Source organism: Hymenobacter koreensis (assembly GCF_039541855.1).
Classification (GTDB): Bacteria; Bacteroidota; Bacteroidia; order Cytophagales; family Hymenobacteraceae; genus Solirubrum; species Solirubrum koreensis.
Window position 1 is genome coordinate 48,918 of record NZ_BAABHA010000013.1, and the last position, 21,044, is coordinate 69,961.

Annotated in this window: 18 protein-coding genes; 13 read left to right on the forward strand and 5 right to left on the reverse strand. The window is 62.7% G+C overall.

The features are described from left to right. Positions 1 to 31: 31 nt before the first annotated feature. Positions 32 to 2,608 carry a toprim domain-containing protein gene (locus ABD903_RS18165; protein ID WP_345226689.1) on the reverse strand — a complete coding sequence of 859 codons (2,577 nt, stop codon included), beginning with the start codon at positions 2,606 to 2,608 and terminating at the stop codon, positions 32 to 34. An 83-nt stretch (positions 2,609 to 2,691) separates the two neighbouring features. Continuing rightward, the gene (locus tag ABD903_RS18170; protein WP_345226690.1) at positions 2,692 to 3,078 is read right to left on the reverse strand and encodes a hypothetical protein; all 387 of its coding nucleotides are present in this window, start codon (positions 3,076 to 3,078) and stop codon (positions 2,692 to 2,694) included. Between the two features lie 238 nt (positions 3,079 to 3,316). Between ABD903_RS18170 and ABD903_RS18175 the strand changes: the two genes are divergently transcribed. The 11 genes from ABD903_RS18175 to ABD903_RS18225 are packed head-to-tail and all read left to right on the forward strand — an operon-like array spanning position 3,317 to position 13,771. Further along, the gene (locus tag ABD903_RS18175) at positions 3,317 to 3,982 is read left to right on the forward strand and encodes a hypothetical protein (RefSeq protein WP_345226694.1); all 666 of its coding nucleotides are present in this window, start codon (positions 3,317 to 3,319) and stop codon (positions 3,980 to 3,982) included. A gap of 58 nt (positions 3,983 to 4,040) precedes the next feature. After that, entirely contained in the window at positions 4,041 to 4,460 is a 420-nt protein-coding gene (locus tag ABD903_RS18180; RefSeq protein ID WP_345226695.1) for a hypothetical protein, read from the forward strand. A gap of 7 nt (positions 4,461 to 4,467) precedes the next feature. Next, positions 4,468 to 4,797: a hypothetical protein gene (locus ABD903_RS18185; protein ID WP_345226697.1), complete on the forward strand. Its 330-nt coding sequence runs from the start codon at positions 4,468 to 4,470 to the stop codon at positions 4,795 to 4,797. After that, positions 4,766 to 7,381: a TraG/VirB4 family ATPase gene (locus ABD903_RS18190; protein WP_345226699.1), complete on the forward strand. Its 2,616-nt coding sequence runs from the start codon at positions 4,766 to 4,768 to the stop codon at positions 7,379 to 7,381. Before ABD903_RS18185 ends, ABD903_RS18190 begins: the two co-directional genes overlap by 32 nt. A 2-nt stretch (positions 7,382 to 7,383) precedes the next feature. Beyond that, positions 7,384 to 8,505: a hypothetical protein gene (locus tag ABD903_RS18195; RefSeq protein ID WP_345226700.1), complete on the forward strand. Its 1,122-nt coding sequence runs from the start codon at positions 7,384 to 7,386 to the stop codon at positions 8,503 to 8,505. A 23-nt stretch (positions 8,506 to 8,528) separates the two neighbouring features. Beyond that, positions 8,529 to 9,176, forward strand: a complete 648-nt coding sequence (locus tag ABD903_RS18200; RefSeq protein ID WP_345226702.1) for a hypothetical protein — start codon at positions 8,529 to 8,531, stop codon at positions 9,174 to 9,176. A 49-nt stretch (positions 9,177 to 9,225) separates the two neighbouring features. Next, complete coding sequence (locus ABD903_RS18205; RefSeq protein WP_345226704.1) at positions 9,226 to 9,975, forward strand: conjugal transfer protein TraK; 750 nt, start codon at positions 9,226 to 9,228, stop codon at positions 9,973 to 9,975. Positions 9,976 to 9,994: 19 nt separating this feature from the next. Then, positions 9,995 to 10,894, forward strand: a complete 900-nt coding sequence (locus ABD903_RS18210; protein ID WP_345226706.1) for a DUF4138 domain-containing protein — start codon at positions 9,995 to 9,997, stop codon at positions 10,892 to 10,894. 17 nt (positions 10,895 to 10,911) lie between these two features. Beyond that, complete coding sequence (gene traM, locus ABD903_RS18215; protein ID WP_345226708.1) at positions 10,912 to 12,303, forward strand: conjugative transposon protein TraM; 1,392 nt, start codon at positions 10,912 to 10,914, stop codon at positions 12,301 to 12,303. A gap of 31 nt (positions 12,304 to 12,334) precedes the next feature. Beyond that, positions 12,335 to 13,225: a hypothetical protein gene (locus ABD903_RS18220; RefSeq protein WP_345226710.1), complete on the forward strand. Its 891-nt coding sequence runs from the start codon at positions 12,335 to 12,337 to the stop codon at positions 13,223 to 13,225. A gap of 6 nt (positions 13,226 to 13,231) precedes the next feature. After that, positions 13,232 to 13,771 (forward strand): hypothetical protein, encoded by a 540-nt coding sequence (locus ABD903_RS18225; protein ID WP_345226711.1) that lies wholly within the window; start codon positions 13,232 to 13,234, stop codon positions 13,769 to 13,771. Between the two features lie 50 nt (positions 13,772 to 13,821). On the opposite strand, the gene ABD903_RS18230 is transcribed toward ABD903_RS18225, so the two are convergent. From ABD903_RS18230 to ABD903_RS18240, 3 genes are all read right to left on the reverse strand, one after another. Further along, positions 13,822 to 15,147 carry an aspartyl protease family protein gene (locus tag ABD903_RS18230; protein ID WP_345226712.1) on the reverse strand — a complete coding sequence of 442 codons (1,326 nt, stop codon included), beginning with the start codon at positions 15,145 to 15,147 and terminating at the stop codon, positions 13,822 to 13,824. 253 nt (positions 15,148 to 15,400) lie between these two features. Next, a complete protein-coding gene (locus ABD903_RS18235) occupies positions 15,401 to 17,761 on the reverse strand; it encodes a TonB-dependent receptor domain-containing protein (RefSeq protein WP_345226713.1) in 2,361 nt (786 codons plus the stop codon). Positions 17,762 to 18,024: 263 nt separating this feature from the next. After that, positions 18,025 to 18,852, reverse strand: coding sequence for an aspartyl protease family protein (locus ABD903_RS18240; RefSeq protein WP_345226715.1), 828 nt, complete (start codon positions 18,850 to 18,852; stop codon positions 18,025 to 18,027). Positions 18,853 to 19,245: 393 nt separating this feature from the next. On the opposite strand from ABD903_RS18240, the gene ABD903_RS18245 reads away from it, so the two are divergent. After that, complete coding sequence (locus ABD903_RS18245) at positions 19,246 to 20,304, forward strand: sensor histidine kinase (protein ID WP_345226717.1); 1,059 nt, start codon at positions 19,246 to 19,248, stop codon at positions 20,302 to 20,304. Continuing rightward, complete coding sequence (locus tag ABD903_RS18250; protein ID WP_345226719.1) at positions 20,301 to 21,014, forward strand: LytR/AlgR family response regulator transcription factor; 714 nt, start codon at positions 20,301 to 20,303, stop codon at positions 21,012 to 21,014. The genes ABD903_RS18245 and ABD903_RS18250 overlap by 4 nt, the downstream gene beginning before the upstream one ends. The last annotated feature ends 30 nt before the right edge of the window (positions 21,015 to 21,044 follow it).

Below are 21,044 nucleotides of genomic sequence, written 5' to 3' on the forward strand. Positions count from 1 at the left end.
TAAAGTGTGGGAGCGACTTTACTTCATGGGTTCACCGCTCTAACTCTTGCGTGGCTTGTTTGCTTACCTGGCTTTGATGAGCGGCCTGCTGCCGCTCGGCCCGGTCGCTGCCGTGCTCCAGCATCTGGTTGCCACGTTGCTGGGCCACGGCATCCAGCGCCTGGCTTATCTGGGCTATTTCGGGCTGGTCGGTGCGGTACGATACCTTCATTTCGGAGTGGCGCACGCCTTGCTCGTCGACGGTGCTCTGCAGCTCGCCGGCTTTGGCGCCGCTGGCGGTGATGGCCGCTTGCACGGCTTCGGCCTGCCCCCGCTCACCCGCAGCGGTAGCTGGCTCGTCCACCCGGATAATCACCTGCTTCTCGCTGCCGGGGGGGCCAGCGCTGACTTCTTCCTTGCCGACCGCACCGGCCTCAGCACCGGGCTTGGCGGCCACGTCCAGGCTACGGTCCCGGTTATGGGGCTGAATGGTCGCGGCTTCGGCGGCTAGCTGGCGGGCGCTGCGGTCAGCTTCGGGCTCGACCACGCGCACGCCGGCATATTGCTCCTTACCAGCCTCGGCGCGGGCATTGGTGTTGGTGACGATGGCATGTATGATGGCAATGTCCGGCTGGTCGTTGCGGTAGCGCATGTCGAACTCCGCTCGCCGGATGCCCTGCTCATCGACCATGCTGCGCACTTCGCTGGTCCGCATGGAATAGCCGGAGTTATCCAGAATGGCTTTCCAGGCCTCGGCGCGGCCGGTAGAGTTGGGCTCCAGCTCATCAATTTTCCACGTCGCCGTCCTCACCTCGGTGGGCGTAGCGGCCGGCAAGCTCACAGCGACGGCAGCTGCCTCAAAGCGGGCCTGGTCGAGCAATTCCTGCCGTTCGGCTTCATCGACTTTGCGGCCGGCCGGCGGGGGATTGTCGTGGATGTACTCTTTCAGCAGCACTAGGCCGGCATCCCGAGCGTGCACGAACTGCGCGGTATGCTCCGCCGCCTCCTGCTCGTTGCGGTAGGAGCGGGTAGGCCTTTGTTCAACCTCGGTCGTGGCCACTTCCAATACTGCCTGATGAAAGCGCTTATCGTCCTGTTCCCGCTCCTGCTGTGCTTCCGGGCTGTTCTCCCGCTCCCGCTGAGCTTGGCGTTGCAGGGCCCGCTGTGCTCTCACCTGGCGCTGCGCTTCGGCCAGCCGCTGCTGGCGCTCCGATTCCCGCTGCTGCTCTTCACGCTGGGCTGCAGCCCGAATCTGCTCGGCGCTTAAGCCCTGATTGGTGTACTCTAGCTCCTTGTTGAAGTCCTTGGCCAGCGGATAGTCCACCCGCAGAAATGCTTCCTGCTGGCGCTCGGCTTCGGAGCGCAGCTGCTCGCGCTGCCGGTAGAGCTCCTGCGCTACCACTTCCAGCTGGGCCGTGTCAGCGCGGGCCACGGTCAGGCGCACGATGGTGGCCTGCTCGGTGCTTCGTTGCACTTCGACCGCCAGCGAAGGGCCGTCCTGTTGCGTCTGGTTTATTCTTTCTACCCGCTCGCTGAGCTGCTGCACCTGGACAGCGCCCTGTTCGGCCGAGTCGTGGTGAAAGGTCACCTTCAGGCTGGTGTGGTACTTGTCGCTGGTCGCGTGCCATTCCACCGGCCGGGAGGCCTCGTGGTACGCTTCCTGCTCGGCAACAGGCACCAACGGGCGAGCCGGCTGCAGCTCGTTGAGGTAATTGATGTTGAACTGCCGGCCGCCGGCGTCGCGGTCGTTGGCCAGTACGACCTCCCGGGGCTGCTGCTTATCGATGACCCGCTGAATCAGGGACACCTGCGCCTCGGTGGGCGTGCCGCTGGTAGCAATGTAGAGCGTGTTCTTGGGGTCCTGCCCGTGCTTGAGCTGAAAGTGGGAAAGTGAGTCAATGGCCGATTCGCTCACCACCACGCGCTCTACCGGCGTGTCCTTGCCGTCGGTGGGGTGCGACACCCAAATGCCGTTTTTGGGCAGCGGCAGCAGGCTTTTGTAGTGCTCGTTCTTCTGCTCGACGCTGGCCAGCCCGTGCTCGTTGTAGAGCGGAAAGGCCGTGTTCTTGTGCTCGTTCTGCTGCGCCGTGAAGATGCGGCCTTGGAAGGCCGGGCTATCGAGCGTTTCATCCGTGATGCCCCGCCCGTGGAGGTAGCTGCGGTCGGTGAGTTCCTTTTTGACGCCCAGCACTTCGGAAATCAGGCGCGTGCGGCGCTCTTCTTCAGCCTGCTGAGCAGCCTGCTCCGGGTCGCCCACGGGCAGGCTGCTGAGCCGCGCGGTGTCGGGCGGGGTGGCGTACTGCCGGGCCGGGGCCGGCGCGCCGTCGAGGTACTCGCGCAGCTGCTGGCGCACTTGGCCCAGGTTGAGGCCGTGGCCGTCGCCACCTCTCGTCTTGGCAAAGTCGATGATGGAGCCCGCGTCACGGTCGTTGCCGGTGTTCAAATACACCTGGTGGTCACCTTTGCGGGTGACGATGACGTGCTCGTCGTCTTTGACTAGGTGGTGCCAGTCGCCGCGGCGGCTTTCCTTCTTGATGGCGTAGCCCTGGCGCTGGGCGTAGTCTACCAGGTCAATGTCGCGCTTGAAGCGGTCGAGTTCGGTGGGGTCGTTTTCCCGGGGTGCGTTCATGGGGTGGGCTGGGGGAGTGGAGCCGGATAGCTCCGACTCCTCCCAGCGCCCGGACTGGGCCCGGTAGGAAAGCTATCCGGTGATTAGGTGGTCAGCGGCGGGCTGCCGGCCCGTTGGGCGGCCGCGTCGAAGAAGGCCAGCTGCTCGCGGAATTGGGCCAGCAGCTCCGCGCTGCCGAATACGTACTGGTTGGCGCCGCTGCCGATGTCGATGCGCACGATTTCCGTGGCCACGCCCAGAGCGCGCAGCACCTTTTGCACGAGGCGCGGCTCGTCGCGCTTGAGCTTGCCGTTCTTCAAGTTGACGACGTTGGTATAGGTCAGGCCATGCTGGGCACAAAAAGCGGTTAAATCACCCTGGGGAAGGGCTTTAAGACGAAACTGCACGTAGCGCAGGCACTCGGAATAGGGCGCGGACAGGCTAAGGTCAGGAAACCCCAACGGGGCGGAAACGTGGTCGGATGGTACCATGCGAAGAAGGGCACACTGCTGGGGGCAGTGGGGGTGAAGTATCGGAGCGATACCCCAAAGGACGCATATCGGGCTTAGAAGCCGCAACGCCCTCCGGGAAAAACTCAAATCTTCTACCACCCGGCTGGTATCGGCAGGATGCTACTTCGCTGGTAGGCGCTTCATACGGCCAAGTATTTTTTAAGTTTTCACTAACTTTTTACTAACACTGACGCGCTTCCTGCCGTAAGGGGCCGGTATGCGTTTTGGAATACTCTTATTGGTCATACTGGCCCTGGGTGCCTTGGCGGCGCTGCTGTGGTGGCGCTTTAAGGGCCCGGATAAACCGGCCGCACCGGTCGCGGTGCTGGCCACCCGCAACCACCATTCCCTGCGCACCTTCCACTACGGTTCTGCCGCAGCCGCGCAAGCTGCAACGTCTGCAGGGGTCACCACCGAAGTCGGCGAGGCCCTGGCCCGGCTGCTTCCTCAGGAAGACCTGGCCGCACCGGATTCCACGCATTCCGCCGAGGAAAACGAAGCAACGCTTTCCGCAGACAACGAAGCACCGAGTGAAGGAAACCAGGAAACGTCAGCAGATATACCGCCTCGCCCGGCCTCTATTCGCCACGCTGCCGGCGCCCTGGCTTCTCTGCTTGATGCGCAGGAAGAGACGGTAACGCCCGTGGCCCCAACGCCTGAGCCAGCGCCCGAAACCGACGAGGAGCCCGCCGAGGCCCTCTTTCATAACCCCATCACCGCGCCGGCGCCCTCGGCCAACGACCAGGCCAACCGCGCCGCCGAAATCGCCCTACGCCAGCAGCGGCGCGCCCGCATGAGTGCGGATGCCGCAGCCCAGCGCGCCGCCCTGAGCGACCTGTTTCCCGGTGCCGGCAGCCCCATTCCCACGACCAAACCTTCCTAACGACCACACCTGCTTTTCGGGGAGATAAGCACCCTGTTTCCACCAATTACCCTTTTCTATGCTAACCCACTTCTTTTCCCGGGCCCGTACCCACGCCGCAACGGCAACTGAAACCCTGCACATGCTGGCCGCCGCCGGCCAGACCTACCAGCCTTCCAAAGCCGAGCAGCGCGCCGCGGCCCTGCTCACCACCCTGGCCCTGGCCACCAGCCCGGCCCGCGCCCAGCTGGGCGGCGGGGGGGCCGCGGCCGCGCTCGAAGGCGTGCAGGAAACCGTCGTGGGCATCGTGCAGGTCATTTTCGCCATTGTGCTCATCGTCGGGCTGATTCGCGTGGTGATGAAGTTCGTGCAGGGCGCGCCGGATGCGCTGGGCTCCCTGGGCTGGCTGGTGGGCGGCGTGATTCTGTGGTTTGGCTTCCAGCTCTTCAAGGACGATTTGGTCAGCGCCGTGGGTGGCGGGGACGGGGGCGTACGCTAAGCTCGCCATGCGCTCCTACAAATCCATTGAGCGGCCCGCGCAGGTGCTAGGCATGAACATCCAGGACCTGGGCATCATGGTCGGCCTGTTCATCGGCTCCGTGCTGCTGCTGGGCTTTCTGGGCATGGCCGTCCACATTCCCCGCCTGGTGTACCTGCTCGTCATTTTGGTGGAGCTGGGCCTGATTCTGGGCCTGCGCTACCTGAGCAAGAAGCAGGCGCCCGGCTTTCTGATGGGCTGGCTCTCCTTCACTTTCATCCAGCCCCGCCGCCTGGCGGTGGGGCCCATTCCCACCCCTTCCACCCATGACCAAAAAGCCCAGAACGGCCGCGTTTAAGGCCGTGATGCCCGTGCACAGCTTCGAGGGCGACAAGGTGGTCTTCAAGGACGGCCGCGTTGCGGTGGGCTTCCGCGTGGAGCCCGCCGAGATGGAAAGCTGGACCTCGGACGACTACGAGGCCTTCCAGACCGCGCTGGTGGGTGTGCTGCGCCCGCTGCCGGTGGGCACCATCGTGCAGAAAACCGACCTCTACTACGACCGGCCCTACCGCGAGGACAAAACCCAGCAGACCTACTTCGAGAACAAGATGAACAAGCACTTCTTCGAGCGGCTGGTGCTGTTCCAGAAGTCCTACCTGTTCCTCTCGTTTGCGCCGGTGGCGGTCAAGTCGCCCAAAACCAACGCGGTGAATGCGCTGGTGGCCCGTGCCGGCGAGGCCGTGCTCAAAAACCCCTTCGCCCAGCTCGTGCACACGCTCGAAGCGGCCGAAAGCGGGGCCGTGGAATTCATTCAGGGCATCAAAAACCTGGGCGGCGTGACGTTCGAGCGGCTGCCCAGCGCGGAGATTCACCAGCTCTACTTGCAGTACTTCAACCTCAACTTCGACGGGCAGCCCACCCGGCAGGAGCGCGAAATCGGCAACGACCTGGGCACCTTCAGCGTGGGCGAGCACAAGGTGAACGTGCTGAGCATGGTCGGGCAGGGCTCCGACGCCTACCCGGCCGTGCGCAATAGCTACGGGGTGACGGCGCCGATGCTCTACCCGCTCACCCACATCCTGCAGTGCCCGCACGTGCTCACCCAGGCCCTGCTGATTCAGGATACCCGCTCGGAATTAAGCAGCCTCGATACCGACCGCAAGCTCAACGCCTCGCTCTCGTTTCTAGCCACCCAGGACAACCACCTGCGCGCCGCCGAAGTCGAAGAGTTCACAGCCGAGGTGCGGGCCGAAAATAAGCAGATTGTGGGCCTGCACCTCTCCTGCGTGCTCTGGGACACGAACGACACCAGCCGGCGCGAAAACGTGGAGCGGGCCACGGCCGCTTTCCGCTACATGTTCGGCACGGAAAGCGTGGTCGAAAGCTACCTGGCCCTGCCCGTGTTCTTCGGTTTGCTGCCCGGCAACGCCTGGCAGGTGCCGGACCGCTGGCTCACCAGCACCGCCGACCGCGGGGCCTGCTACACCCACTGGACGGCCACCTACAAAACCGACCCGGTGGGGGAGTACCTGACCGACCGGTTCCGCAACCTGGTGCAGGTAAACCTCTTTAACACGGCCCTGGACAACCAGAACGCCATCGTCATAGGCCCCTCGGGCTCGGGCAAGAGCTACACCTTCGGCAATTTGATTGTGCAGCGCTTCGAGAAGGGCGCCCGGCAAATCATCATGGACGTGGGCGGCACCTACCGCAACGTGCTGCAGTCGCTCAACGGCGAAGACTTCGATAACACCTACTTCGAGTACGACCCGCAACGGCCCATCGAGTTCAACCCCTTCGTGGTGCCGCGCGACGCGGCGGGCAAGTGGCTCTACAACGACGAGAAAACCAACTTCCACCTGGCTTTGCTCGCGGCCCTGTGGAAGGGCGGCAAGGATACGGCTCTGGATAAGTCGGAGCGCACCATTCTCTCGCGCTTTCTGATTGAGTACTACGCCTGCCTCAACGAGAGCCCGCGCCTGAACCAGAAGGACGAGGAGTTTCCCGGCATGGAAAGCTTCTACCGCTTCGTCGAGCAGTACGACCAGGAAATGCAGAAGCCGGTAGCCCAGCCCGGTGACGGGGTGGAGCCCGACCCGCTGGACGGGGCCCGCCGGCAGTACCAGAAAAACCTGAAGTACATCGACATGCACCAGTTCTTCCTGGTGCTGGGCCAGTACATCACCGGCGGCCGCTACGAGCGGGTGCTCAACGCCAAGCGGGATGTGGATTTGAGCGAGTACCGGCTCATCTGCTTTGACCTGGCCAAGGTGCAGGCCGACCCCGACCTCTACCCCGTGGTGGCCATGCTCATCACCGAGCTGAGCCTCGACCTGTTCCGCAAATTCCCCGACGACATCAAGTACATCGCCCTGGACGAGGCCTGGACCATGCTTTCGGGGGTGCTTTCGGAATTCATCGAGTCGATGTACCGCACCATCCGCAAAACCAACGGCTCGGTCACCATCATCACCCAGGGCATCACCGAGATTACCAGCAGCAAAATCGGGCCGGCTATCATCAACAACTCGGCTACCAAGATTATCCTGCGCCACGTCAACCCCGACTCGCTCACCCAGTTGCAGGCCCCACTCGGTTTGACGGGCCACGAGATGGACCTGATTAAGTCGGTGCGCTCGACGGAGGCCCTGCGGGAGTTTTTCATCAAGCAGGGCGCCAAGGGCAAGGTCTTCGCCCTGGAGGCGTCGCCGCAGCTTGATGCCATCCTGACGTCCAAGCCCGTGGAGCGCAACCACCTCAACAAGCTGGTCAAGTTCTACCAGCAGACCCAGCAGCGGCCCAAAACGGATAAAAACGGCCACGTGCTGCTCAACGCGGAGGGGCAGATGGAGTACGAGCCGGTGCGCGTGCAGCGCCTGGATTACGCCGTCGACCAGTTTGTGGAAGATAAACAGGCCCGCAAAGGGGCCCTGGCCAAATGAGCATGCTCGCAATGGTTGCCTACGGCATCGACCCAGGCTTTCTGCGGGCCTGCGACCAGACCCTGCAGGTCGTGCTCACCGCCTGCCGCTTCATCACGCCCTCGCTGATGGGCATTGCCCTGCTCTACACCATCGGGCGTGGCTTTATCTCCGGCAGCGGGCTGGCCATGGACTGGGGGCCGATTATTAAGGCCACCTGGATATTCTTCCTGCTCTTCTTCTACCAGACGCTAATGGACACACTGGGGGCAGGGCTGGCCGCTTTCACGGCCATGTTCTCCACCGACAAGTCGGCTGCCGAAGCCATTCGCGACCTGACCACCCCGGCCTCGGTGGCCGCCGCGGCTCGCAACGATTCCATGGGCATTGGCGACATCGTAGCGGGCGCCAGCTCGCTGATGACCAGCATTTCCCAGACGCTGAGCTCGTTCACGCTCTCGGGCATTCTGACGCGGCTGTTTACGGCTACGGCGGTGCTCATCATCCGCCACATCATGCAGTTCATCCAGCAGTTTATTCTGGGCTTTCTGTACGTGTGCGGGCCGATTGCCATGACGCTGTCGGTGATTCCGGCCTTCGGGCAGCTGGCCATGAAGTGGCTGCAGAACTTTCTGGCCGTGCAACTCTGGGGGCTCACGTTTGTGCTGCTCGACACCATCTACGGCTTCTACGCCGAGACGGAGCAGGCCCCCAACGGCTTGTTCAGTGGCTTGACCAACGGCCCGCAGCAGTCGGTGGACGACGAGAAGTTCATGGTCATGTCCGTGGCCTTCGTGCTGCTCTACGTGATGGTACCCTACCTCACGTCGATGTTCATCGGCTCCTCGACGGTGCAGGGCTTCGTGGGCTCCATGGTTGGCTCGGCCGTGGGCGCCGCAACTGCCGTGGCCGGCGTGGCCTCACCCGGCGGTGGGGGACTATCCAGCGCCGTGGGCCGCGCCCTGGGCAACGGGGGCAGTCGCGGTGGGGGAGGGGCTTCAAGTGTCGGCGGCGAAAGTGCCGGCCCCAGTCAAGGGGGTGAATCCGCAGCATCGTCGGCTTCCTCGGGCCTGCCCACCATCACCATGTCGGAAGCGCTGAACCCGTCCTACCGTCAGCGGGCCTCGGGCATCTGGACTAAATAACCCATCCCTCTGATTCCCTATCCATGAAAAACCTTCCCTCACTCATCGCGGCGGGCTTTACCCTGGGCCTTACAGCGGCTTGCCAGTCGAACCCTGCGCCCGATACCGCTACCACCCCGGACGCGCCGGCTGCAACTCAACCCGCGACGACCCTTCCGGCCCCACTGCCCATCACGGACGTGGACCTCAAGCCCGGCGTGGCTGAACAAACACCCCGCGAGGGCTACCTGCAGGTCGTTTCCGCCAAGGCCCTCAAAGCCGAGCCCATGCAACTGCGGCTGCCGGCCATGTGGCAGTCGGACCCGGACCGGGCCGACGGCGTGAAGGCCGCGCCCGGCTACCGCATTTATTACGAGGCCGTGCTGCAGTGGATACCCCAGGACTTCGGCCGCCAGAAGGTGCCGGCCTCACTGCCGCTGTACTCGCCCAATGGCCGGGATACGCTGGCCTCCTTCCGGGTCGGGGGCCTCAACCTGAATGTGCCCGGCCGGGAGCGGTACTCGGTCACGCCCATCGCGCCCCGCAAGCCCCTGACCGTGCGCGGCACGCTCTACGCCTTTATGGGCCAGAACGAGCAGAAGCAGCCTGCCCTGGTGGTTTACCCCTACCGGGGACGCTCCGGCGGGTTCGACGACTCTTTCAAAAAGGTGCTGCTGCCCATCAGCCAGTAAGGGCAGCGGGGAAGAAAACGCACCATTTAACTCAACCAGACTTTCATCAATGGATTCCGCCAAAGACTTAAGTACCTCTTTCTCCACCATGCGCAACCTGGCGCTGGGCAGCGTGCTGGCCCTGCTGCTCGTGGCCCTGGCCTCGGGCTTTCTTGTGTACCGGGCCTACGAAAACAGTGGCCGGCGCGTGTACGTCGTCTCGCAGACCGGCTCGGTAGCCGCCCTCTCGGCCGGCAACGACGCCCACACGCCCTACGAGGCCCGCAACCTAGTGCGCCAGTTCATGCAAACCATGTTCGGCCACGACCAATACACCTACAAGGCTAACCTGGACGCGGCCCTGCCCCTTATTGAAGGCCGCGGCGGCCGGCGCATCTACGAGGGCTTCACCCGCGGGCAGGTGCTGCAGAACTACGAGCGCTACGCCGCCCGCAACGTGGTGACGGTGGACAGTGTGCTGGTGGACATGAGCAAGCGGCCCTGGTCAGGCGCGGTCTACATCAAGCAGCGCATTTTCATTGGGGGCCAGCAAAAGGAGCCCCTGCCTCTGGCCGCCAAGTTCAACTTGGTGGAAACCAACCGTTCGGACGCTAACCCCTACGGACTGCTCATCACCAACTTCGACTACATCCCCTACTCCCCGCAACTGACGCGGGAAGAACAGGAGCTGCTGCAGGCCCAGGAAGCCGACCGGCAGCGCCGCCTGCAGGAAGCCGAGCGCGGCCTGACCCCGGCCGGCCCGACCGCACCGCCGGCGGCCCCCGCCGCGACTCCGGCCCCCACTACTCCGGCTAACTAACCTCTTATCCTTTCCACCAATGCGTTTTAACACCCTTCCGGCCCTGCTGGGGCTGCTCTCCCTACTGCTTCACTCTGCGCCGACTGCCGCGCAAAGCGCCGCCACCTCGCCAGCCACTGCCGTGGTGACCACTGATAACCTGCTGGATGTGGCCGTCTCCGATTCCTCCACTACCTACTTGGTCTTTGGCGGGCCGGTGTCGCTGGTCGACGTAGGCATGGCAGGTAACTACCTGGTTAAGATTGAGGCCAACGCCGTGTTTGTGCGCGCCAAGCGCAAGCACGTGCCGCCTACGCCCATGCTGATTCGCTACGGCTCAAAGTACTGGATGGGCCGGCTCGTGTACACAAGCCGCCCGGTGCTGCAGCTCTACGACTTCCAGAAGGACGGCGTGCTGAGCATCAACGGCAAACGCGCCAGCTCCACGGGCGCCGCCCCGGAAAACGAGCTGGCCCTGGACAAGGAGCGGGAGAAGAAGGCCGTCGTCGCGGGCAAGCTGCAGACGCTGCGCAAAGCCCGCGAGGAGCACCAGGCCGTGGCCGTGGTCGACAACGATTTGGTGCTCTCGCTGGCCAATGTGCGCAACGACAAGGATTTCACCTACCTGCGCTTTAAGGTCATCAACAAGACCAACATCGACTATAACGTGGACTTCACCGACTTCCAGCTGGTGGAAAACGCCCAGAAGAAGTTTCTGGCCCGCAAAAAGAACGAGGCCCGGCGCCCGCTGGCCCCTTCCGGCGGGGGCCCCAATCAGGTGATTACCGGCCGCACCACGGGCTACCTGACCTACGCCATTCCGCTGTACGCGGCCACTGAGCGCGGCTACCTGGAAGTGACTTTGCGCGAGCTCAACGGCGCCCGCGTGCTGGTGCTGCCCGTGCCATCCCGCGTGATTAACCGCGCGTCCACTATCTAACGCTGTCCGCTATTTCTATGGAACCCATCACGCCCCCTACCCAACCAGTTGCCTCGGTTTCGCACCCGGAAAGCGAACAGCCTGCACCGGCCGCGCCCATAAAGCGCACTCCCACGGAGCTACTGCGCTCGAACTGGATGGCCTTTGCCGGCCTGCTGCTGGTACTCATCATCGGCGGCCTGTTTCTTTGGCTGAAAGCGGCCAAGGATGCCGCCCAGCAGGAGCGCGAGCCGGTAGCCGCGGCCTCGGCCAACATCGAGCCCGAAATTCCCTCGGTCGAAACGGCGCCCCCGGCGCCGACCACCTCGCCTTCGGCCCAGATTGAGGCCCAGCGCCGCGCCGAGCAGGACGCCCAAAGCGCCCCGGCCCGGGCTACGGACCAGGACGTGGTAGACGTATTCGCCGTGGATACCACCGGCCTGGCCCTGCGCACGCAGCGTCGGGCCCAGGCCGCCGCGCAAGCCGCCGCCCGGCGCGCCGAAGCCGCCCGCCCGGCCGCGGCCGACGTGGACACCATTGAAACCACTATCCAGGACCCTGCCACGGGCTCTTATCGGGCGCAGACCCTGGTCGTACCACGCCGGCGCCTCACGGCCGGTGGCGGTAGTAGCCGCCGGGCGAGTACCGGTCGGGCCGGGCGCAGCCTGATGCCGGCGCGGGACGTGGACGGCACCCCGTTCGAAACAGACCCGGACGTGCTGGCCATGCTGGGCTCCTCGCCGCCGGAAACCCGCGCGGCCTACGAGCGCATGACCGGCAAGCGCTACCGCGACCCCAACCAGACCGCCCAGCTGCTGGCCAACCGGATGAGTGCGCCCGGCATGGATGGCTTCAACACGGTGAAAGTGGGCAACGCCAGTCGAATGATGGCCCAGGGCAGCCAGCGCGAGCAGCAGCTGGCCCCGGACGTGTTTTTCAAGTGCGTCATCAACGGCGAGCAGAAGGTGCGCACCGGCTCGGTGGTCATCCTGCGGCTGCTGGAAGATGCCGTTGTCTCCGGGGTGACCTTCCCCAAGAACATGGTCTTTGCCGCCGTGGCCACCGTGGGCACCAACAACGTGACGCTGGAAGTCAACCGTTTGGGCCCGACGCGGGTGCAGGCCGACATCTACGACTTCAATTACATGCCGGGCATCATGATTGGTCCGGTGAAGCGCGTGGCCAAGGAAGCCGGCATGGCTGGCAACGAGCTGCAGCAGCAAACCACCCAGGAAATCAGCACGGCGATTGACCGCTCCGCCTCGGCCGCCAACTCCGTGGTGGGCGTGGGCGGTCGGGTGGCCGCCTCCGTGCTCGCCCGGCCCAAGACCCGCACCAAGCTGCGCGACGTGCTGCTGCCCGATGGCTACCCCATCCTGATTACCACCGCGGCCGCCGGCCAGCTGGGCCCCGAAGCAGCGGCGCGCTGATTCATTTCCACTCACTAAACCGGTTACGACGATGAAAAAGACGCTTTTGCCGGCCCTCGTGGCCTTCGCGCTGATTCTGGCTGCTGGTCAGGAGGCTACCGCCCAGATGGTAGTCAATGACCCGGTGCACATGGGCGTACACATCGGCGACTTCGCCAAGCGGCTCGCCCAGTGGACCGAAACGGTCAAAAACTACCAGGTTATCAAGGACGCCAAGCAGATTGCCGGTGTTACCAAGGACATAACCGGGCAGGTCAAGAACATCACCGACGAGACCCTGCAGCTGCAGCGCCAGGTGCAGGCCGACCTACGCAAGGTGCAGAGCATTCAGGATTTGCGCCTCTCCAACCCCCAGGAGCTATTTGCCCGCGCCCTGGCCATGTCGGGCCGGGGGCAGAGCAACCAGTACATGCCCGTGTTTCAGAAGGCCGAACGCCTGCGCCAGGCCCTGCAGCTCAACAACCCCCAGCAGGACCTGAACACGGTGTACGACGTGTTTTCCCGCTTCGGCTCGGGCTCCACGGCGGGCAACAACCGCATGAGCTCGCAGCAGTACCAGCAGAAGCGCGAGGAGGCCGCCGTCTCCACGTTTGCTTACGAGGAGATGATGCAGAAAAAGAAGATTGCCACCGCCTTCGGCTACTATAAGATTGCCGACGAAATGACCCAGCAGAGCATCGAGCTGAATGCCACGCTGAAGAATCCCGGCCGTTACGCCATGACCGAGGGTGAGCGGATGGTGGCTCTGAATACTTCCAACGACAACATGATTAAAGCCATGCAGCTGCGCCAGGAAGCGGACCGGCTGCTGGCCGAAGCTGCCCAGCCCGGCCCCTCGCGGCAGGCGGCCGAAATGGTCTATTCCGACATCCTGGTACAAAATGCCCTCATCAAAGCGGACCGGGCCCGCCCCCGCAACTAACCCCTTATGAAGAACCTATTGCTAGTGGCCCTGCTGCTGGCGGGAGCCGGCGCCGTGCCGGCCTCCGCTCAGCGCCACGTCCAACACATTTCCAGCTGGGGTGCCCACCTGGGCCGCTCCGAAAAGGGCGACTTCTACGAGCTGAGCTACACCAGCATGCTCACCAACCGCCTGGCCTTGCGTGCCAGCGCGCTACGCGATGCCGGCAACCTAAGCGGCCGCGGTGAATACAGTAGCTACGTGGGCCGGGTGCTGCTTGCCCCGCAGCTGTTTCGCCTGGGCGAAGTGGCCTATGTGCACCTACTGCTAGGAGGCACCGCCGGCTACGAGCGCACCGGCGAAAACGGTACCGGCGAGCTGACCCCTGATGCCAAGGAGCCGCAGCGCTTCACCTACGGCCCACAGGCAGGGGCTGAAGTCGACTGCTTTCTCGGCAACCGCCTCTCACTGGTGGCCACTGCCACCAAAGGCTACCTGTTCAACAACCCGCTTATCGACCAGTGGCCGGGCTACGCCAGCGCCGGCCTACGGTATCATTTTCGCTAACTCCTGCTTTTGTGGCCTATGAAACGACCGACGCATCCGCTGCGAAACGGCTATTTGCTGAACATCAAGTACTTTTTTAGCTCCCTAACTTCTTGCCTGCCATTGCGCTCGACCGTGAGGGTCACGACGTCGCCTACCATGGTATAGGAGGCTTCCCCCGTGTAATTTTTGCCGCAATAATCACTGTACTCCACACTACGCAAGTCCTGCCCGTTGATGGCCAAAATCCGGTCTCCTACCTGCAGCCCTGCCTTTTCTACCGGCGAGTTTTTGTAGATGCTGCCAATCACAAACCCTTTTTGCGTTTTGTCATAAACAGGGGTGAACCCCCAGGTTTTATTATCTATCGACTTGACTGCCCGTGGTGGGAAGTAAACGGCAGGGGATTTTGAGGTATAATCAATGGTGACAACCCCAAATTGCGACAAGAAGGAATTCCCCAGCTTGGACCGGTCCGTGTCTACTTCTAACACGGCATCCTGTAGAGTGCCCATCGGGGTGACAAAGTCGGTTTGAATCACATAACTGATTGTTTTTTCACGGCCACCAGCGCTCAACCGGGAGTACCCGTACGCTTCGGTATAGGGCAGGGCAAGAGCCGCTTTCTGGGGATTCCACTTTCCCTTGTCCAGGCTAATAAAACCCCGGCTGCCCGTATCAAGGATAAACGTCTCGCGTTGTCCTAGCAACTGGACGTTGCCGATGCTCACACGGCCTTGCAGAGTGGCTACCTCGGCTTCTACTTTGATAGCCCCCTTGGGAATGGTCAGTTTGGTCAGGTGAGAAGACGCGACCAGGCATTTGCGGTCGTAGTCAATTTGCCAGTTGAAGTGCCGCAGAAAGTTGCCGCCTAGAATCCCGCCGCTGGCATAGCACTTTATTTCCTCGGACAGGGTACTGACCGAAGCCAGATTCATCTTTTCGAGCTTAAGATTGCCCACTTGTACTTCGTCGGCGGCGTAGAACTCAATCTTCTGCTCTTTGCCGTTCGCATCCGTTGAGGTACTGGCGACCGGGGATTTTTCGAGCTTCAAACTTCGGGCGGCTTCCTCCCAGATAATGGAAGGAGCGCCCGTATCGACGATAAAGTCCAGGGATTGACCGTTTACTTTCCCCTTTATAATGATGACGTTGTTGTGGTATTCAAACGGAATAGTGTCCGTGCCCGCCATGGTACTCGGCTTGCCTGCCGTCATGGCCTTGTACACGCGGAGGGAATTAATGCCCTGCGCCAAAGAATCACAGGATTGGCAGCAGAACGCCCCGGCTAGTAAAATTAGGGACGGCCAGGACACGCCGGGTGGTCGTTGAAGTTTTCGCTGGACCGTCAACAAAAATCTGATTTTCGTATAGGCATTTACCAAGGTGGTCATCATTTGAATCATGCTGTTGTGAGGAATCAGGCAATTGGGGCATATAAGCGGGGCGTTGCTGCCTTCCCGCGGGCGTTCCGGCTTAAGCTGCAAAAACGTGTGCGGCTGGTAGATGATGGAAAGGGTGAATTAGTTGCCAAGCCCTCCCAAGCGGTGGGAGTTTTATGGAAGACACTTACCCGGTGACACGCTACAGTGCGCTTCGGAACGCTGTTATGGGTAGTTAAATTTCTTGCATGCGGCACCCCACGCCCAATTATTCCTTGTCCGTCTTTACCCGGCCGCGCTCCTCTTCCAGGCTAGTGGCGCGCTTGCGGGCGGCCTTTAGTTTCTGATTGCCGAGCTTATAGCTGAAGCTGATGCGCGCCTGCCGCGACTCGCGGTAGCTGACAAAGCGCACGTCGTTTTGCTGAAAGTCGACTCTACCACGCTGCTGGTTGGTAAACAGTACATCATTAACCGTCAGGCGCAACGTGGCGCGACCATCGAGCATGTTTTTTTGCCCTCCTACGTTTAGATTGCCAAAGGCCCGGTAGCGAAGAATGCCGTCGAGGCCCGCCGTTTGGTAGAAGCCTGAAGCCTCCAGCTTCCACTGGTGCGGCAGCTGCACGTTCGCCTGCCCATAGAAGGTGGCGGCCGTGCGGGCCTGGCGGGCCGGTCGGTTCTCGTCCAGGTACACGTACTCGTTGCGGGCGACGCTGACGCCGGCGTACCCCGTGAGCTGCTTGACAAAGCTCAAGGGGACATTCAAAGAAGCGCTGTAGCTGTTCTGGTGGTCGAGGTTGCGGGGAATGGAGTAAATCTGCGCGCCCTCTGTTTCCGTCACGAGGCTGATGATGCCGTTGGTGCGGCTGTAATCGAGCACGATGAAAGGCTGCTGGTCGTAGGTCAGCGCCAACTTATAGTTGTGGGCAAACTCGGGCAGCAGGCTGGGGTTGCCACGCTGCTGGGTATAGGGGTCAAGGTAAACGATGTTGGGATTCAGGTCCTGATAACTTGGCCGGTCAATGCGGCGGCTGTACGCCGCGTTCAATCCCACAGCCTTGTGCAGCACCCGGTCGACGCTCAGGGTGGGGAAAAGCTGCCCGTAGTGGCGGGTAAAGCGCACGTCGTTGGCGTTGTTTTTGGTGAACTGGCCGCGGTTGTCCGTCCACTCGCCGCGCAGTCCGGCTTGCCAACGGAACCCCAGGTGCTCGCCTTCGGCCTGCACGTAGCCAGCCTGGATGGTTTCCTCAAAGTGAAAAGCCTCCTGGCGCGCATTCGAGCCGCCTGCCAAGTCGAGGTGGGTGCGGATGTCGGCCTTACTGGTTTTGGCGCCCAGCTGCAGCTTCAGGGTGGGCCGCAGCGGCCAGCGGTAGTCCAGCCGGCCCGAGCGCAAGCCAATTGCCACGCGCTGGTCGTTGCGCAGGTTTTCGGCGGGACCGTTGCTGAAATCATTTTGGACCTGCCCGAAACTGCCCGATGCGTAGCGGGAGTAGTCGGCATCGGCGCTCAGCTCGCGGCCCAGCGTGTCGAGCTGCAGCCGGTAGTTGAGGTTGGCGGCGTACGTATCGGTGCGCCGACGGGTGCGGTTGCGCGTGTCCACGGCCGTGCCGTCGGGGGTTGTCACGCTGTTCTCGGCTTCGGCCCGGGTCAGGTTGGTGTAGCCATTGACCAGTACGCCGAGGGTTTGCCGCTTGCTCAGGTAGTAATCGGCGCCAAGGCGGAACGTGTTGACCGTGGCCGTGCGCGGCTGGAAGCTGCGCTGCTCGTAGCGCAGGCCCGGCGCGTCGGGGTTGCGCACGGTATTGAGTTGCTCGTAGGTTTTGCGCCGGGCTAGGCCGTAGCTGCCGAACACGTTAAGCTTGCCGCGGCGATGGTTGAAGTCGAGGGCGGTACCGGCCTTGCCAAAGCGGCCGTACCCGACGTTGGCCGATACGGTGCCGCTGGTGCCCAGGTCCACATCTTTCTTCAAAATGATGTTAATGATGCCCGCGTTGCCGGCCGCGTCGAAGCTGGCATCGGGCTGGCTCATTACCTCGATGCGCTCAATGTTGCTGCTGGGAAAGTCCTTGAGCACGTTCACCACGTCCGTGTAGCGGGTCGTGCGGCCGTCGATGAAGATGACTACGCCCTGGCGTCCAGCAATGCTGACGCGGTCGTTGAGCACAAGCAGGCCCGGTACCTGCTGCAAGGCTTCGAGGGCCGTCGCCCCGGCCGTAACGCTGCCTGCCACGTTGACAATAACCTTGCCGCCTCGCATTTCCAGCAGCGGCTTCTGGCCCACCACTTCCACGCCCTTCAGCTGCTGCGCCGCTGAGACGAGCGTTAGGGGCGACAGCTGCACGCCGGCGCGGCCTACTTCAAACGGTGCCGTGCGCTGGGTATAGTAGCCCAGCAAACTTGCCGTGATGCGATAGCGGCCGCCCGCTACAAGCGGGAAACGGTAGCTACCATCGGCCCCCGACTCGGCCACCGTGACTTGAGTTGTGTCCTGCAGCGGGCGCAGCAATACCGTCGCGAAAGGCAGTGGCTGCTGCTGTTCATCGACGAGGCGCCCCGCTACCGTGCCCGGGGTCTGAGCTAAACTCAGGAAAGCGGGGGTGGCGGTCAAACAAAGGGTAAAAAGTGCTTTCATGGGAAAGAATGGCGGTTAGCTGCCCGCTTTCGTACCAGGTGGTTTTCGGGCCGTGCATGGCATGAGCCGGGTCACTACGGCGGCAAGTCCGGACCTGAAAACCAAGCATGAAACGGCGGCAAAGGGACGGGCAAGAAGTCGGGCAATGAGCTCCCACAGCCCGGTGGAGGCATTCGGCCTGGCGCACGCCCGTATGCTGCTGGTGACTAGCACCGCCCGCTAGCTAGGCTTTCGCTGTTCGTTGATGGGCGTGTCGTTCACTGTTAGTCTTGACTGGCCCCCCTCACCCCGGGCATCAGCAGCGGCGCGGCATCGGAACGAGCCAAACGCACGCGGTGCCGTGACAAATCAAACGTGAGCACGAAGTGCTGGAGAAAACCGCTGCCCAGCAAGGCCTCCGTTCCTTCGGTAAAAAGGAGATAAGGCTGCCGCACGCGACATGACCCAATGTCCAGGTCCGTGCGGAGGTGGGCACGCTGGGTGTGTATGGTCCCCAGTTGCTGATTCCAGGCTGCAGGGCCTGTGGTGGGGGCGGCTACCAGGGGCAGGCGGCTAGCCAGGGCCTTCGGGACATAAAACCACTGCGAGGCACCCGTGTCGAAATTAAACCACACGGTGTCCTGCCCCAGCCGGATAGGCAGGTAGGGCATGCGGTCGCGCAAACGGTAGACAAATACTTGCTGGCCGTCGGGGTCGGGCAGGGCACCCGGTGCCCAGGTCAACTGCTGGGCCGGGTAGTCCAGCGTGAGCAGGCCCTCGCGAAACAGATTGAAGCCCAGCACGCCGTCCACGTCAAGCTCTTCCTGTGCCCCGGCCGTGACGTTGCGAAATACCACGCCGCCCAGCCGCAAAGAGTCAATCGCCACGACGTCCGTTTTGCCGCGCTTTTGCAGCACGTGCCCGCCGGCGGCCCGAATCACGGAGTTCTTCACCGTCACTACGTTGCCCCCCGCGTCAAGCAAGAATTGGAACGGCCCTTTGCCGTTTACCAGCACCGGCACCAGCGGCAGGGTGGGCATGCCCAGCAGCGGCACCCGCACCGTGGCGGCCCCGAAGCTCACTTGCTCGGTGCCACGTCGGATGCGGGCCAAAAGTTCAGGCCGAACAGCTGACGAGGTTAAACAGCCCGCCAGCCCCAGGCCCAGTAGGACTCCGGCAAGCAGTTGCAGCGGCCCCGGGCGCAGACTACGCAACAGGCGGTGACACGGTGTGGGGCGAATACGAGGGGGCATAACAAAAGCATTTCCGGTGGGCTTAGCAAACCTAGCAGTAGTCACCACGGCTCACCGACTGCAATCCGCAAACGCGGCCTTTTTCTCCGCCAGCGTAGCATTAGTGCCTTGTACATCCCTGCGCCTCTGCAGCGGATACCTTGAAACACCCTTTCGCGGATTGGCGGACGTTTTGCGGGGGTTGGCGGATTGGCATTGCCTGCAACGACGCACCGGGCTACCTTGCCTGCTTAACGGTCCAACTGCCCGCGCATGGAACGCCGCCGCGCATTCTTCACCCATCTGCTTTTTTGGCTCCTGTTTTTGGCGGTGCTGCTGCTCTACCGGACCAGCAACCGTAACGGGGGCGTGGTGACGCCAGCCCTGTTCGCGGCGGAGTTGCAGTACGTAGCCTTGTACGTGCTCCTGGCCCGGGTTCTGGTGACGTTCTACCTAAGCCTGTGGGTCTTCACGCGCACCTTTAGCCCGCAACGGCTCTGGCTGGTCTTTGCACAGGTCGTTCTACTGGGCCTGTTCGACGCGACTTTCAGCTACGTGCTGGAGCAACGCCTGATTGGCCCGCTCACGGGCATGTGGTTTACGAACCCGGCGACGCCTGCCCTCGTCTTCATTACCGATTCGCTGCTAGCCAGCTGGGTGTTTGTGATGATGGCATTCATCTACAAGCACGTGCGCGACTTCCGGGCGGCCGAAGCACTACGGCACGAAAAAACGGCCATGGAACTGGCCTACCTCAAGTCGCAGCTCAACCCGCATTTTCTATTCAACAACATCAACAACCTCTACGGGCTGGCGCTGACCGAGCCCGAGCGCACGCCCGACGCCATCTTGCGGCTGGCCGACCTGCTGCGCTACATGCTCTACGAATCTAATGAAGCCTACGTGGCCCTGGGCCAGGAAATCGACTACCTGACCAGCTACATTGCCCTGGAGAAATTGCGCCACGAGGGACCTGTCTACATCGATTTTACCGTGGACGGGGCCGTCAGCACCCAGCGCATTGCTCCGCTGCTGCTCATCTGCTTTGTTGAAAACGCTTTTAAGCACGGCTCCGTCAATAATCCCGCGCATCCCATTGCCTTGACGCTGAGTGTGCGCGGGCATGCTTTGACTTTTACCGCCCGTAACCCGATTGTGGCCCAGCACAAAGACCAGGTGGGTGGGGTAGGCCTGGCCAGTGTGCGCCGGCGACTCGCCCTGCTTTACCCCGGGCGGCACCACTTAGCCGTCGAAAACGACGGCGTGTGCTTTGAGTGCACGCTTTCGCTGGAAACCGCCGCTCCGCCCATTCTTGCCGCTTCCCACGCATGACCACGCTCCGCACCCTGGCCATCGACGACGAGCCCCTGGCGCTGCGCGTGCTCGCCGAGCACGCCCGCCGGGTGCCCTTCCTCCACCTAACGTGTACCACCGACCCGATTCAGGGCCTGGTGCAGGCCCAGGGGGGCGACATCGACTTGGTGCTGCTCGACGTGCAGATGGCCGCGCTCAGCGGCATGCAGTTCCTGCAGCTGCTGCAGGGCCGCTGCGCCGTCATTCTCACCACGGCCTACCCGCACTTCGCACTGGAAGGCTACGAGTACGCCGTGGCCGACTACCTGCTCAAGCCCATCTCCTTCGAGCGATTCCTGAAGGCCGTGCAGCGGGTGTACGCCCAGGTTCCGGCCAGCCCAGGGGAAAGTGTGGTGGTACCCAGCCCAGCCGAGCTGCCCGCATACAGCTTTATTAAAACCGAACACCGCCTGGTGCGCGTCAACCACGCCGACATTCGCTACATCGAAGGCGGCCGCGACTACGCCACGGTGTTCACCGCGACGGAGCGCATCCTGACGCTGACCAGCCTGGGCAAGCTGTCCGAGACATTGCCCCATCCGCCGTTCATGCGCGTGCACAAGTCCTACATCGTGGCCCTCAACCAGATTACCTCGGTCGAGCGGCAGCGCATTTACCTGGGACAAGCGGTGATTCCCATCGGTGACACTTACCGGGCCGACTTTGCCCGCGTGGTGGGCAGCGGCTAATGCTGCGAAAGCTCTATCACCCAAGGCAGA